Raw genomic sequence first — 14941 nt, 5'->3', positions numbered from 1 at the left:
CGTCCGCTGCCGGCACATGAAAGGAGTGGAGTGTGACTACCGAACAGTATCACGGGCGCTTACGCCGTCTGGGCGTACGCCGGCGGCTCTCGGCGGCGTTCACGGCCGGGGTCATCGCCACCGCGGCGGTGCTCATCGCGCCGCAACCAGCCGCGGCGGACACGCCGTGGCTGAACGTCTCCGCGGACCGCTACGCCACGTTCGCCGTCCCGGCGGCGTACGTCCAGGAGAACCTGGGCACCGTCTCGCAGGTCGTCGTCGAGGGAAACTTCGGTCCGTCGGCCAGCTGGGCGGAGTTCGGTCTGACCCGTCGGGGTGACGTGTGGTCGGGTGTTCTCGGCGCGTTGGAGCCCGGGCTGTACAACTACCAGCTCACTGCCGACGACACCAAAACCATCAAGGACCCGACGAACAGCACCAGTGTCGCGTCCAACCCGCTCCTGAGCACCTTCCTCGTCGCGGGGGACTCGGCGCGGTGGCTGCTCGACGCGCCAGCCGGCACCGGCGGAAAGATCGAGACGCTGAGCTATCGGACCAGGAACGCGCAGCGCTCCGCCCTGGTCTGGACGCCACCGGGTTACGCGGCCAAGGGCCCGAAGGGATACCCGGCGCTCTTCCTGCAGTCGGGCGACGGTGTGGCCGCCACCGACTGGCTCGACCTCGGCCGATCCAAGCAGATCCTCGACAACCTCTCCGCCGCTGGCGCCATGAGCCCGATGGTGGTGGTGATCAACAACGCCGACGCCTCGGACGACAGGGAGTTGAAGGACCTCCGGAAGGCGGTCACCGACAACTACCGGGTCCTTCGCGATCCGGCGCACCAGGCGATCGCGGGTGTGTCCGACGGCGGCACGCAGGCGCTACGGGCCACGCTCACCAAGCCGGGTCAGTTCGGTCACGTCGGTTCGTTCTCGGGCACCTCGGCTCCGGAGATCGACCGCAAGGACGCTAAATCGATCAACCACAGCGTCAAGCTGCTGCGCCTGTACACCGGTAACGTCACCGATCCTGCATACAACACCACCTACCGGCTGACGAAGGCGTTGGGTCGGGCCGACGTCCGGTTCGAGTTCGACGGGGTCAACCCGGACGGTGGCGCGACCTGGACCACCTGGCAGGAGAACCTCGTCGACTTCGTGCCGCGGTTGTTCCGGCACGTGGCCGACCACGGGCCGAGCCCCGGTCACCAGCCGCTCAAGCGGGAGTTCACCCCGCCGCCGGCCGGCACCACCCCGACGCCCTTCGTCAGCGAGGACGGGTTCGTCACCTTCGAGACCACCACGGACTTCACTGACGCTCAGCACGTCACGGTCTGGGCGAACGTTGCGCCGGGCGGCAGTTGGTTGCGACTGCCGCTGACCCGCGACGGCGACCGGTGGCGGGCGACCGTGGGCCCGCTGAAGCCCTGGTTCTACTACTACCGGCTGATCGTGGACCGGGTCGCGGTCAAGGACACCTCCAACCCGACGACTGTCACCACCGAACCGATGTGGAGCACCTTCTTCATCCCGGGGCCGGGTGCCCGACTGCTGTCGGACGTACCCGCCGGTCGTGGCGGGAAGGTCGAGAGCATGACCTACACCAGCACGGTGGCCGGCCAGGACCGGACCGCACTGGTCTGGACCCCGCCGGGGTACGACCCCGGCCGCGCACAGCCGTACCCCGTCCTCTACCTCCAGCACGGCGGCGGCCAGAACTACACGGACTGGGTCGAGATGGGCCGCGCCAAGCAGATCCTCGACCATCAGTTCCTCGACGGCGACCTCACGCCGATGGTCGTCGTGATGGGCAACGGCAACTCGTCGAACTTCAACAGCGAGTTGCGGGAGAACATCGTTCCGACGGCCCGTGCCCGCTACAACATCTCCAGCGATCCGTCGCAGCAGGCCCTCGCCGGCCTGTCGATGGGCGGCGGGCAGGCGTTCGGGGTGCTGCGGGCCTATCCGGGCGAGTTCGCCTACGTCGCCGCGTTCTCGGCCGGTTTCGGCAGCGGCACCGGTGTCGACGTGGCGGCGATCAACAACGGCACCAAGATGCTGCGCCTCTACGTCGGTGACCAGACCGACTTCGTGTACCCGAGCTTCATGGCATCGCTGACCACGTTGGACAACCTCGGTATCCGCTACGAGTTCGACGGGGTCACCCCCGGGCCGCACGGCTGGGACGTGTGGCAGAAGAACCTCATCGACCTGGCGCCCCGTCTGTTCAAGCGCTAGGAGCCTTCGCCGGCGACGCCACCGGGAGCAGGGCTTCCTGCCCCCGGTGGCGCCCGCCAGCGCATGGATGCAGTGCACCGCCATCGCCGAAGGGAACCATCTCAATGAAGAGAAGACGAATACTCGCCACGGTAGCCATGCTCGCGGCGGGGACCGGCCTCGTCGCCTGCTCCTCCGACGAGGGCGGCAGCGACGCGAGCAATTGCACGAACACCATCACCAAGCAGAACGTGCCGGTCGTGACGATGTGGGGCTGGTACCCCAACACCCAGCTCGTCGTCGACAACTTCAACAAGCAGCACGACGATGTGCAGGTCTGCTGGACCAACGTCGGCCAGGGCAGCGACGAGTACGACAAGTTCCAGACCGCCATCTCGGCGGGCACCGGCGCACCCGACGTGATCATGGTCGAGGCGGACCGGATCCCGACCTTCCAGATCCAGGGCGCGCTCGTCGACATCAAGCAGTACGGCTTCGACGCGGTCAAGGCCAACTACGGCGAGGGCGCCTGGAAGGACGTGTCGGTCGGCGACAAGGTCTACGGCGTCCCGGTCGACGGCGGTCCGGTGGCGATGATCTACCGCAAGGACATCTTCGACAAGTACAAGATCACGCCGCCGAAGACCTGGGCCGAGTACGAGCAGGCCGCCCAGAAGGTCAAGGACGCCGGCGGCCCGCTCTTCGGTGACCTCGGCGCGAACGTCTCGGCGCTCACCATGGCGCTACAGATCCAGAAGGGCGCCTCGCCCTTCACCTACGACCCGGCGCAGCCGAAGGCGATCGGGGTGAAGCTCAACGACCAGGCGTCCAAGGACGTGCTCGACTACTGGGGCGGCCTCGCCAAGAAGGGCCTGGTCGGTACGCAGGACCAGTTCACCCCGGAGTACATCTCCGGCGTCATCAACGGCAACTACGCGACGTACATCTCGGCGGCCTGGGCGCCTGGCTACCTCACCGGCGCCGGCGTCGGTAAGGGGCAGGACACCGGCAAGTTCGCGGTGGCGCCGCTGCCGCAGTGGGATCCGGCCAACCCGGTGCAGGTCAACTGGGGTGGGTCGGCCTTCTCGGTGACCAAGCAGGCGAAGAAGCCGGAGCTGGCCGCGAAGGTCGCCTACGGGCTCTACGCCGACAAGGAGTCGCTCACCGACGGCTGGACCAACCAGATCATCTTCCCGCTGAACCTCACGGCGCTCAAGGACCCCGCGTTCGTCGACCTGAAGGTGGCGTTCTTCAACGGCCAGCAGGCGAACAAGGAGGTCTACCTTCCCGCGGCCGAGGCCTACAAGGGCGTCGCGTACGCCCCCTTCGGTCAGTACTACCTCGACGCCATGACCAAACAGGTCAGCGAGATCATCAAGGGCTCCGTCACCGGTTCGCAGGCTGCCGACCGGCTCCAGGAGGACGTGGCGAAGTACGCCAAGGAACAAGGCTTCACCGTTCAGTGACCGGATGGGTGGGCCGCGCCGACACTGGCCGGCCGGCCCACCCGCCCCCCCTCAGCGTCCACGTCCCGGAGACCAAGATGACATCCCTGACCGAGAAGCGCGCACCGCGTACTCAGCCTGAGACGCGCAAGATCCGTGGCAAGGTGCACCTCCGCGAACACCTGATGGGGTGGCTCTTCGTCGGGCCGTTCGGGATCGTGTTCCTGGCGTTCCTCATCGCACCGCTGGGGTACGCGCTGTACCTCAGTCTCTTCCAGAAGAAGCTGATCGGCGGCACCAGCTTCGTTCTCTTCGACAACTACGTGAAGGCGTTCACCGACCCGAGCTTCCTGTCCGGGGCGTGGTTCGTCATCCGCTTCTCACTGGTCTCGATCCCGCTGCAGATCGTCATCGCGCTCGCGCTGGCCCTCATCCTGGACTCGGTGACCACCCTGTTCGCTCGCTTCTCCCGCCTCATGATCTTTCTTCCGTACGCGATCCCCACGGTCATCGGGGCCGTGATGTGGGGCTTCCTCTACAGCCGGGGCTTCGGCCCGCTGACCGACATCTTCGGGCTGTTCGGCGCCACCGCGCCCGACTTCCTGAGCAGCGACCTGATCTTCTACGGGCTGCTCAACGTCGTCACCTGGCAGTGGGCCGGCTACTACATGATCATCTTGTACGCGGCGTTGCAGGGCGTCGACCCGACGCTCTACGAAGCGGCCCGGATGGACGGCGCCGGGCGGTGGCAGATCGCGACGCGCATCAAGATCCCGCTGATCGCCCCCGCCCTGATCCTCATCCTGGTCTTCTCGCTCATCGGCACCCTGCAGTTCTTCAACGAACCGCAGATCCTGCGATACCTCGCCGCGGGCACGATCGGCTCGGACTTCACCCCGAACATGTACGCGTACCAACAGGCGTTCTCGCTCGCCAACTTCAACTACGGGTCGGCGATCTCCTTCGCCCTCGGCGGGCTCGTGTTCATCTGCGTGTACGCCTTCCTGTTCTTCACCCGCAAGCGGAGGAGTTTCCTCTGATGACCGACCACACCAGCGTCCGCGCCGGCGCCCGCCGACCGCAGCGCTATCTTCCCCTTCAGATCCTCCTCGGCTTCCTGGTGATCTACTTCCTCGTACCGTTCTGGTGGGTCATCGTCAACAGCTCCAAGGACGCACCGGGTCTGTTCGGCGGTGGCAACACCCTCTGGTTCACCGACCAGATCGACTACCTCGGGAACCTCCGGCAGCTCTTCACCTACGACGGTGGCATCTACCTGCGGTGGATGCTCAACTCCACGCTCTACGCCATCGCCGGCGGCGTCGGCGCCACCGTCCTGGCGGTCATGGCCGGGTACGGTTTCGCCAAGTACCGGTTCGCCGCCCGACGCTTCAGTTTCGCCGTCGTGCTCGGCGCGCTGATGGTGCCCGCCACCGCTCTGGTCATCCCGACCTTCATCATGTTCTCCCGGCTCGGCCTGACGAACACGGTCTGGGCGGTGATCCTCCCGTCGCTGCTCAACCCGTTCGGCGTCTACCTGATGCACGTGTACGCGCGCGACGCGGTGCCCGACGAACTCCTTGACGCGGCGCGGGTCGACGGCGCGGGAGAGATACGGACGTTCATTCAGATCGCCCTTCCGCTGATGCGTCCCGCGGTGGTCACCGTGCTGCTCCTGTCGGCCGTGGCGTCCTGGAACAACTACTTCCTGCCGCTGGCCATGCTCTCCGACAACAGGCTCTTCCCGGTCACCGTCGGTCTTGGCCTCTGGCAGGGAATCGCGTCCGCGAACAACGCGGGAACCACCTCGCTGTGGAGCCTCATCATCCTGGGCTCCCTGGTGTCCGTGATCCCGCTGATCATCGCGTTCTTCAGCCTGCAACGACACTGGCGCGGTGGCCTGTCCGTCGGAGGTCTGCGATAGGACGCGCCGACGCCGCCAGCCAATCCACCAGACGCGCATTGATCGCCGCGCAGGACGCGGCCGGACGGATGACAGAGAGGTGTGCTGATGTCGACGACGAATCGACCGCTGCGCAGCGGGGAGTGGTTCGGTGCGGAAGGCCGCAACGGGTTCATCCATCGGTCCTGGATGCGCAACCAGGGGTTCGCGGACGACGTCTTTGACGGGCGCCCGGTGATCGGCATCGCCACCACCTGGTCGGAGCTGACACCCTGCAACGCCCACCTGCGCGACCTCGCCGAGTCGGTGAAGCGGGGCGTATGGGAGAGCGGGGGCCTGCCGCTGGAGTTCCCGGCGATGAGCCTGGGCGAGCCGCTGATGCGACCCACGACAATGCTCTACCGCAACCTGCTGGCGATGGAGCTGGAGGAGTCGGTCCGGGCGAATCCGCTCGACGGGGTGGTCCTGCTCTCCGGCTGTGACAAGACCACCCCCGGCCTGCTGATGGGAGCGGCGAGCGTCGACCTGCCGACAGTGATGCTGACCGGCGGCCCGATGCTCAACGGCAAGTTCCGCGGCCAGGACATCGGCTCGGGCACCGTCGTCTGGCGCTTCACCGAGGAGATGCGGGCCGGTCGGATGACCGCGGCTGACTGCTCCGAGGCGGAGGTCGGCATGTCCCGCAGCCGAGGCCACTGCATGACCATGGGTACGGCCTCCACGATGGCCTGTGTGACCGAGGCGCTGGGCGTGCAGCTGCCGGGGGCGGCCGCCGTGCCGGCGGTCGACTCCCGGCGGTACGCGCTCGCGCACGCCGCCGGGCGCCGGATCGTCGCCATGGTCGAACAGGACCAACTGTTGTCCTCGGTGCTCACCAGGCAGGCGTTCGAGAACGCCGTCCGGGTCAACGCCGCCATCGGCGGCTCCACCAATGCGGTCGTACACCTGCTCGCGATCGCCGGACGCCTCGGCGTCCCCCTCTCGCTGGAGGACTTCGACACCCTCACCGCCGACGTGCCCATGCTCGTCAACCTCATGCCGTCGGGGAAGTACCTGATGGAGGACTTCGCCTACGCGGGCGGCCTTCCGGTGGTGATGAAGGAACTCGCCCCGCTGCTGCACATGGACCACATCACCGTCAGCGGCAGGAGCGTGGCGGAGAACGTCGACGGCGCCCAGTGCTGGAACCGGGACGTCATCGGCACCCTGGAGGAGCCGTTCCAGCCCGCCGGCTCGGGCACCGTGGTGCTGCGCGGGTCGCTCGCGCCGTCCGGGGCGGTGTTGAAGGTCTCCGCCGCCTCCGCCCACCTCCTCACGCACACCGGTCCGGCGCTCGTCTTCGACCGGATCGAGGAGTACGTCGTCGCCGCCGACGACCCGGACCTCGACGTCACCCCCGACACGGTGATCGTCGTCCGCAACGCCGGACCACGGGGTTACCCCGGCTTCCCGGAGGTGGGCAACGTGCCCATGCCACGACGGTTGCTCGCCGACGGCATCACGGACATGGTGCGGATCTCCGACGCTCGGATGAGCGGCACCGGCTACGGCACCTGCATCCTGCACGTGGCACCGGAAGCGTCAGTGGGTGGGCCGCTCGCGCTGGTACGCACCGGCGACCTGGTCTCCGTCGACGTGTCGACGCGCCGCCTGGACCTCCTGGTCGACGACGCCGAACTGGCCCAACGCCGCACCGCCTGGCAGCCTCCGCAGCCGGTGGCCGACCGTGGTTGGGTACGGCTCTACAGCGAGCACGTCCTGCAGGCGGACAGCGGCGCGGACCTCGACTTTCTCGTCGGTGGCAGCGGCAGCGCGGTGCCCCGTCACTCACACTGACGGCCACGATCGGACGAGGCCCACGAGGAACTGATTCCATGGAAGAACGGACGGCCCGCCAGTGCGAGTTCACGCAAAGGCCGCTGTGACAGCGGCCGACCGGCCCCCGGTCATGGCCGACGTCGCTCGCCTGGCGGGCGTGTCACACCAGACGGTGTCCCGGGTCATCAACGGGGCACCCAGCATCAGGCGCGAGACGCGAGAGCGGGTCCTTGAGGCGATCCGACGACTCGACTACCGCCCCAACACGGCCGCCCGCGCGCTGGTGCGCGGACGGTCCGGGATGATCGGCATCATCGGCACGGCCAGGACGCTGTTCGGTCCGACGAGCATCCATCGCAGCGTCGAGGACGCCGCCCGCGCGGCCGGCTACTTCGCCACCTCGGTGAGCCTCTCCGAGGTGACGGTACGGGCGCTCAGCGACGCCACCGAACACCTCATGCGCGTCGGCGTGGAGGGCGTCGTGATGATCGCCGGCAACGACGAGGCTCTCGAGGTGGTGCGGATGACACGCTCGGGTGTCCCCTTCGTCGTCGTGGAGGGCGATCTGTCCAGGGCCAGCGTGACCGTCGGCGTCGACCAGGTGCTCGGCGCCCGGATGGCCACCGAGCACCTCCTCGACCTCGGGCATCGGGAGATCGTGCATGTGAGCGGTCCGCTCAACTGGGCGGAGGCCCGCGCTCGCCTCGAAGGTTGGCGTCAGGCGATGAATTCCGCGGGCCTACGCCCGCCGGAGCCGGTCGAGGGGGACTGGCGAGCGCACAGCGGCTACGCCGCCGGCCTGCGGATCGGTGCGATGCGCGCAACCACGGCGGTGTTCGCCGCCAACGACCAGATGGCCATCGGTGTACTGCGCGCGTTGCACGAGCGTGGGCGGCGGGTGCCACACGACGTCTCCGTCGTCGGATTCGACGACGTGCCCGAGGCGCCCTTCCTCATCCCGCCGTTGACGACGATCCAGCAGGATTTCGACGCGGTCGGCCGGCGGGCCATCACCGCCGTCACCCAGGCCATCGACGACACGGTGCCGCAGCGTCTGCCGCTGGTCGTCCCCAAGCTCGTGGTGCGGCAGAGTACGGCGCCGCCACCGTTGGCCAGCAACGCCTTCCCGGGCGCTCGCTGATCCCGCACCTGTCGGTCGAGTGACCTATAAGCCCTTTCACCGAAATTCGACTAGCTGTCAGGTTCTGTCCGATGCGTGCTTAGCTAACCTCTCCAGGCTCAGGGCATGACTGTTTCCACTCCTGGCCTGTCCGGGTTACGCCGCGCCGGTGCGCTCGCTGTCGCCACGCTCGCCGCGGTGGCGCTTGGTGTCGTTCCGAGTGCCCGCGCCGACGCCGCCAGTGGCACCCTGCCGATCGGCGACGCCGACCTGACGGAAGTCACCACCAGCCGGGTCCTGGCCGACGGCGTGACCCTGACCCACATCGTGCGCGGAACTGAGCCCGCGCCGGCTGACCAGATCAACACCACCAGTCGCGGCCCGTGGGTGGTCAATGTCCTCACCATCGACCCGCGTCGGGCACGCGGGCACCTGAAGGCGACGTACGGCCCGAACCTCGGCCAGGTCGAGAAGACCACCGATCTCGTTCGCGCATCCGGTGCCCTGGCAGGCGTCAATGCCTCCTTCTTCACCTTCACCGCCAGCCCGCTCTACCCCGGGGACCCGGTGGGCCTGGGCTTGTACGGCGGGAGGCTGCTCAGTGAACCCACCACCGAGCCCGGCGAGGTCAACTTCGTCGTCGACGCCAACAACAACCGCGCACTCACCGGAAAGCTGACCTGGTCGGGCAGCGTACGGAACAGGCGGACCCGTGCCGTCCTGCCGCTGGAGTTCATCAACCACCCACCGGTCGTCCCTGCCGGCTGTACCGCTTCGGCCGACCAGCGCGCGTGCACCGAACCGGGCGACGTTGTCCAGTTCACCCCCGAGTTCGACTCGGTCACTCCGGCGGGCGTCGGCGTGGAGGTCGTCCTTGATCGCCTCGGCTGCGTGGTGCGGACCGCGACGACCCGCGGCACCACCCTCGCCGTGGGCCAGACCTCGCTGCAGGCCACCGGACGGGACGCCGGCGCTCTGCTCACGGTGGCCAGCCGGGGATGCCTGGACCTGACCTCGACCCTGGCCGACCAGCGGGGCCGAAAGCTTCCACTGCGGTCCGGACTGTTCGGCGTCAACGGACGGCACCCGTTGACGGCGAACGGCCAGATCGTCGTGCCCGACGGCGGATCCGACAGCTTCTTCGCCCGCAACCCTCGCACGATCGCCGGCACCACCCGGGATGGGAAGGTCGTGCTCGCGACCATCGACGGCCGCCAGACCACCAGCGTCGGCACCACCCTGGACGAGACTGCCGCCGTCGCCCAGGCACTCGGCATGTCCGACGCGGTCAACCTCGACGGCGGTGGCTCTACCGCGATGGCCGCCGAGGGCACGCTGGTCAACCACCCCAGCGGCGCCGAGCGGGCCGTTGGTGACGCGCTCGTCTACGTCGAAGGCCGGTACCACGGCGGGCACTGACCGTCGCCCTTGATCCATTCGTTCTCGACACAGGTTGCGGCCGGCCCGGGACACTGGGCCGGTCGAAACCCGGTATCGGTCGGCTGACGAGGCGGAGCAGCGCGGGAGTAGAGGATTCAACCGACCTAGACCATGCTGGCCTCGCGTACGATCCGGTTCGCAGTTTCGGGCTCGGAGCCTGTCGCGCGGAGCAGGTCGCTGGCCATCGTGCGTAGCTGGATCACCATGGCGTCGGAGAACGGCTTTCTGCCCTTGCGATAGGCCCGGCCGGCCAGTCGCGCGCTGTCCAACACCGCCGCGTACGTCTGGTCGAAGGGTTGACCCGCCCGAGCCTCCCGCCTGAGCAGGTGCACCGCCTCGGCGATCTTCTCCACGGCTGCCGGGAGTTCCTTCGGCACCGGTTCGTCGTACTCCAGCGTGGTGACCGCCCACCGGGCCAACTCGCGGGCCTCGAGACTCACCCGATCGATGTGTGGGATACCTACCTGGTAGTGCTCGACATCGTGACGACGTTGCCAGCGCGCTGGCGCAATCACCGTGACCTCCTCGGCGCCGCCGAGGGCCTCGTGCATACGACCCAGGTCAGGATCCATGGCACTCAGCTGATCCAGTGCGCGCGTCGCTCGGCCTCGGTCATGCTCGGCCAGTGCGTAGGCAACCTCCCGCAGTTGCGTGCAGAGTGTCGCGACGACGGGTGCGGCGGCGCGTTCGAGGATGCGCATCGGGTTGATGGGTAGCAGGATCGCGACCACCACCAGTGCGATGATGCCCCCGACGGCGGCGTCGACGATCCGCGCCCACTGGAGGCCCCGTTCGGCCTGGGCGAACGTGGCGATCAGCACGGCGGTGCCGCCGGCCTGGGCAACCAGCGCTCCGCTGTGCCCGCTCGCCAGCAGGGCGACGGTGATGGCCAGCGCAACCACGAGGCCGATCTGCCAAAGTCCGAAGCCGATGACACGCACCAGGAGATCACTGACCGCCAGACCGACCCCCACGCCGACCATCAGTTCGGCGGTGCGTCGAGCGCGCTGTCCAAGGGCGGCGACGATCGTCCCGACGGCCGCGCTGGGCGCGAAGATCGGCGAGGGGCGGTCGAGGACATGGTGCGCCACACCCCAGGAGATGGCCGCAGCGAGCCCGCACTGAGTGGCGACGAGCAGGATGACGGAGAACAGCCGCAGCCTCAACCGTCCCGCCTCGCCAGCGCGACGCCGAGCCTTCGTCGCTACGCCCCTAGCAAGCCCGGAAGCGGCGTTGGGGCGGGAGACGTCCCCCGGGTCAGAGGCCATGGCGAGAATTACCCCGCCGGGCCGACATAAACCGGCGCCGCGTTCCTCCTTGACGACGTCGACGCGATCGGTGGCTTGGTAAACACCTCCGGGCTCATGTACACGCTCCGGTCCAGGCTGTGCACCGACGCGGCGGCGTCAGGCAGGCGGGTGCCCCAGCGTGTGGCTGGGGCACCCGGCACGCCAACCGTGCACAAGGCCGCGCAGAGTGTTCAGAGGGTGAAGACGAGCGTGGAGATGCTGCGGGCGCCGACGTTGATGGTGGCCTGGCCGCCGTTCACGCTGGTCGGCTGGCTGGCCGCGTTGGCGTTCTGCGAGGTGAGGTAGTGCTCGGCCCGGCTGACGTTCTGCGGGGCCTGGATCACGGCGTTGTTGACCGCGCTGTTCGAGCGGTTGAGGATCACCAGGGTGACCTTCCCGTCCCCCTGGTAGGCCGTCACCTCCAGCGGTGAGGCCTTCGAGCTCTTCGTCAGGGCGACCCGCTGGTAGCCGGGGCGGACGTACTTCGCGTACTGCGAGAAGGCGTACCCGCGCTTGAGCGGAGCGCCCGCGACGGTGCCGAACGCCGACTCGCCGTCACCGATGAAGGAGTAGTAGCGCTTGCCGTACCACCAGATGTAGGCGTTCCAGTTGGCCTCCATCGACTTGTGCACGGTGCGCATGATGTCGTCCAGGGTCTCGTTCCAGACCGCCGCGTTGGCGGGGTTGCCCCAGATGTTGGAGCCGCCACCGTCGGCGGCGTGCAGGTTCCACTCGGTCATCCACACCGGCTTGTTGTGCTGCTCCGCCAGCGAGTACGGCCGCAGCCGGCCCGACTCCTCGGTGCCGTACAGGTGACCGCCGATGTAGCCGATGTTGTTGCGGGCGGTCGAGTCGTTGAGGGTCGGATCGGTGAAGTTGTAGTTGAGGTTCACCGCCTCGGCCACCATCAGCTTGGTGTTCTGCACCTTGGTGCCCTGGTCGCGGACGAAGGTGCGCAGCTCGGTGCCGCTCCAGTCCATCGAGTCGTAGTCCGGGTGCCAGTCCGGCTCGTTCTGCACCGACGTGACATCGATGGGTACGCCCTGGCCGCGCATGTACTGCACGTAGCTGTTCAGATGGTTGGCGTAGTCGTCGTAGTAGTCGGTCCTCAGCTTGCCGCCGTTGACCCGGCTGTTGTTGGTCTTCCACGCTGCTGGCGCGGTCCAGGGCGAGGCGAGGATCTTCACGTTGGACCCGTACGACTTCGCCGTCTTCAACGAGTTCACGTGCGTCGCCCACTCGCTGGATTCGGGCGACAGGCCGGTCCGCACGATTGAGAGCCCCAACTGGTTGGCACCCATCCCGACCAGCGTCTGGGTGTCCGTCGTCGACCAGGCGCTACCCCAGATCGACTGCGCGGCCCCGAAGCCGTCGACCGTCTGGTACCTGGTCGCGCTGTTCACCGTGATGTCCGCCGGCCCGTTCGGCGGCGGGGTGGTGGGCGGCGGGTCCGTCGGCGGCGGGGTTGGCTCGGTGCCACCGGTGCATCCCACCCCGTTCAACGCGAAGGTGGTCGGATCGGGGTTGCTGCCGGTCCACGAGCCGTTGAAACCGAACGAGACAGTCCCGTTGGTCGCGATGGCCCCGTTGTAGCTGACGTTCCTGGCGGTGACTGTGGTGCCGCTCTGCGTCAGCGTCGTGTTCCACGCCTGCGTGACGGTCTGTCCGGCGTTGTAGTTCCAGGTCAGCGTCCAACTCGTCACCGCGTCACCGAGGTTGGTGATGGCGACGTTGGCGCCGAAGCCGCCCTGCCACTGTGAGGACACGCTGTACTTCACTGAACAGCCGGCGGCTGCGGCCCCCGCTGGCATCGCCACGGCGACCGCTGCCGACGCGAGCAGGACGGCACCGGCCGAGACCAGGGCGGCGTTCGTCACTCTGCTTCTTCTCATGAAACTCCTCCTGGAGTGGTGGTGGCTTCCACGCCTCGGGAGGGCTCGTCTGCGGCGAGATTCGGCGATGGTGTGGGCGGCGGAAAGATTGGGAGCGCTCCCAGGTGGTGGTTCCAGAAAGCTAATTCGTATAACGAATCCTGTCAATGCAATCGGCCTCGGCCCAGTGGTGCCGTTCACCGGCCGCAGGCGCCGCACTGCCCGCGAGTGCGCAGGTGGTAGTCGGTGGACCCGATCACCAGGCCCATCCCCATGACGAGGTACGCCGACATCGCCACCCACAGGAACGCGTCCGAGAACTCGCTGTGCGAGCCCGACGTCACCTGCACCATCCCCATGCCGAAGTAGGCAACGATGCCCGCGCCGAGCCCGAAGCCGGGCACCAGCAGCAGCGGACGAGGAATGGTGCGCCCGGCGAGCAGCGGCACCCACCCCGGCCAGACCTCACCCCAGTGGTACACAAGCGCCAGCGGCAACAGCACTCCGGCCAGCACCAGGCCGATCTCCAACCCGAGCAGGGACGCGCTCTGGTCGACGCGGTCGAACCCCACCACGAACTGGGCCGCGAAGCGGGTCACGAGACCGCCCACAGCCGCCCACGCGGCCCAGCGCGCCCACCGCGCGGGTGCCGAGCGCCGCGTGCCCGGTCGGATCGTCCGGCAGCAGGCTTCGCAGTCGCCCCTGGTGCGCCGCTGGTAGCGCGCGGTGGCCAGGCTGAGCAGTACCGCTCCGGTGACACAGCCGAGCCGGCTGACGAACGCCAGCGGGTCGAAGAACGGGCCGACGGTGAACAGCAGGAAGCCCACCAGCTCCGGCAGCAGGATCGCGGCTGCCGCGACCAGTGCTCCGGCGACCGTCCAGGCGAGCCCCGCGAGCGCCGGCCGCCAGGTCGCCACCCGGTCCAGGGCAACCGCCAGCCCGCCGGCGGCCGCGCACAACGCCACCGACCACCAGCCGGTGAAGCCGAGCAGGTCCAGTCCGAGCCGCCCGAACTCCGGAGCCTCACCGACGGTCCAGGCCAGACGCACGCCCCCGTATGCCACGGCCCAGCCGAGCACTGCGTACGTCAGGCCATGGAGGCTCCGCCCGACGATCTGTGTCGATGTCGTCATGCACCGATCCTGCCGGCGTCCCGCAGTGGACGGACCCCGCTGACAGGGGAAGGCGCTCCCTCGCGGGAGGGATCGGCCGGACCGTGCGGGCGCCAAACAGGCCGGGGGACCGCCTGCTATCCGGCGTTCCCCGCTGCCTGTTCGTGCGCCCGGTTCACGATCGCCTCCGCCTCCCGGCGGGCGGCGCTCACCGTCTTCTCGGCGTCGAGCTTCGCGGCGTTGAGGTGGTCGTCGGCCTGCTTCTCGGCGAGTTGGAGGATCTGCTCCACCCGGGTGCCCAGGCCGCTGAGTGTCGGCCTTTCCGGGCTCGACCGCTGCCGTTTCGCGACGCCCGCCGTGCCCGTCGCCGTTACGTCGCCGGCCACGTCGGCCGGCTCGTCGCGGTCGAACAGGCCGTCCCCCACCAGATCGGACTCCGCCGTACCGATCAGGGAGAGCCCAATGCCAAGCGCGGCGACCGCGACACCGAGCCAGACCGCAACCGGTCCGAGGGCTGGACCGACCGCGACGCCGACGCCCAGCCCGAAGAGGACTGCCGCGGTCTTGACCGGCTTGGCCATGGGGTCCTCCTCGCGTGGTACGGGACAAGGGCTCGCGGTTCCAGCATGGCGAGCGAGTCAAGCAGCCCAGGTCTTGTGTGGAGTGACCGGGTGTGGTGTGAATCCTCGGCCTTCTATACCGTGGCACGGTCACGGGTGGCCACTTCCTCGACCGGGCCGTCCCGTGA

The 14941-nt window shown here is 68.4% G+C and carries 11 protein-coding genes; 7 read left to right on the top strand and 4 right to left on the bottom strand.

The annotated features are described in order from the left end of the window. Positions 1 to 32 precede the first annotated feature (32 nt). The 7 genes from MED15_RS03250 to MED15_RS03220 all read left to right on the top strand — a co-directional run bounded on the left by MED15_RS03250 (position 33) and on the right by MED15_RS03220 (position 9900). Positions 33 to 2216 carry an alpha/beta hydrolase-fold protein gene (locus MED15_RS03250; protein ID WP_112603087.1) on the top strand — a complete coding sequence of 728 codons (2184 nt, stop codon included), beginning with the start codon at positions 33 to 35 and terminating at the stop codon, positions 2214 to 2216. Positions 2217 to 2320: 104 nt separating this feature from the next. Beyond that, complete coding sequence (locus MED15_RS03245; protein WP_112588730.1) at positions 2321 to 3661, top strand: ABC transporter substrate-binding protein; 1341 nt, start codon at positions 2321 to 2323, stop codon at positions 3659 to 3661. A gap of 77 nt (positions 3662 to 3738) precedes the next feature. Continuing rightward, positions 3739 to 4680, top strand: a complete 942-nt coding sequence (locus MED15_RS03240; RefSeq protein WP_112589083.1) for a carbohydrate ABC transporter permease — start codon at positions 3739 to 3741, stop codon at positions 4678 to 4680. Then, positions 4680 to 5564 carry a carbohydrate ABC transporter permease gene (locus tag MED15_RS03235; RefSeq protein WP_112734753.1) on the top strand — a complete coding sequence of 295 codons (885 nt, stop codon included), beginning with the start codon at positions 4680 to 4682 and terminating at the stop codon, positions 5562 to 5564. The genes MED15_RS03240 and MED15_RS03235 overlap by 1 nt, the downstream gene beginning before the upstream one ends. A gap of 87 nt (positions 5565 to 5651) precedes the next feature. Next, entirely contained in the window at positions 5652 to 7379 is a 1728-nt protein-coding gene (locus MED15_RS03230) for an IlvD/Edd family dehydratase (RefSeq protein WP_112603168.1), read from the top strand. Positions 7380 to 7491: 112 nt separating this feature from the next. Further along, complete coding sequence (locus MED15_RS03225; RefSeq protein WP_112734936.1) at positions 7492 to 8502, top strand: LacI family DNA-binding transcriptional regulator; 1011 nt, start codon at positions 7492 to 7494, stop codon at positions 8500 to 8502. A 105-nt stretch (positions 8503 to 8607) separates the two neighbouring features. Further along, the gene (locus MED15_RS03220; protein WP_112734752.1) at positions 8608 to 9900 is read left to right on the top strand and encodes a phosphodiester glycosidase family protein; all 1293 of its coding nucleotides are present in this window, start codon (positions 8608 to 8610) and stop codon (positions 9898 to 9900) included. Positions 9901 to 10025: 125 nt separating this feature from the next. Here the strand turns inward: MED15_RS03220 and MED15_RS03215 are convergent, their stop codons facing one another. From MED15_RS03215 to MED15_RS34750, 4 genes are all read right to left on the bottom strand, one after another. Beyond that, complete coding sequence (locus tag MED15_RS03215; RefSeq protein ID WP_112734751.1) at positions 10026 to 11087, bottom strand: FUSC family protein; 1062 nt, start codon at positions 11085 to 11087, stop codon at positions 10026 to 10028. A gap of 314 nt (positions 11088 to 11401) precedes the next feature. Then, complete coding sequence (locus tag MED15_RS03210; RefSeq protein ID WP_112603083.1) at positions 11402 to 13102, bottom strand: cellulose binding domain-containing protein; 1701 nt, start codon at positions 13100 to 13102, stop codon at positions 11402 to 11404. 176 nt (positions 13103 to 13278) lie between these two features. Continuing rightward, positions 13279 to 14214: a hypothetical protein gene (locus MED15_RS03205; protein ID WP_112727108.1), complete on the bottom strand. Its 936-nt coding sequence runs from the start codon at positions 14212 to 14214 to the stop codon at positions 13279 to 13281. A gap of 116 nt (positions 14215 to 14330) precedes the next feature. After that, positions 14331 to 14774 carry a V-type ATP synthase subunit E family protein gene (locus MED15_RS34750; protein WP_112603079.1) on the bottom strand — a complete coding sequence of 148 codons (444 nt, stop codon included), beginning with the start codon at positions 14772 to 14774 and terminating at the stop codon, positions 14331 to 14333. Positions 14775 to 14941 lie beyond the last annotated feature (167 nt).

This window comes from Micromonospora noduli (assembly GCF_003264475.1).
GTDB classification, from domain to species: domain Bacteria; phylum Actinomycetota; class Actinomycetes; order Mycobacteriales; family Micromonosporaceae; genus Micromonospora; species Micromonospora noduli.
This window is presented reverse-complemented; position numbering and strand designations above follow the sequence as displayed.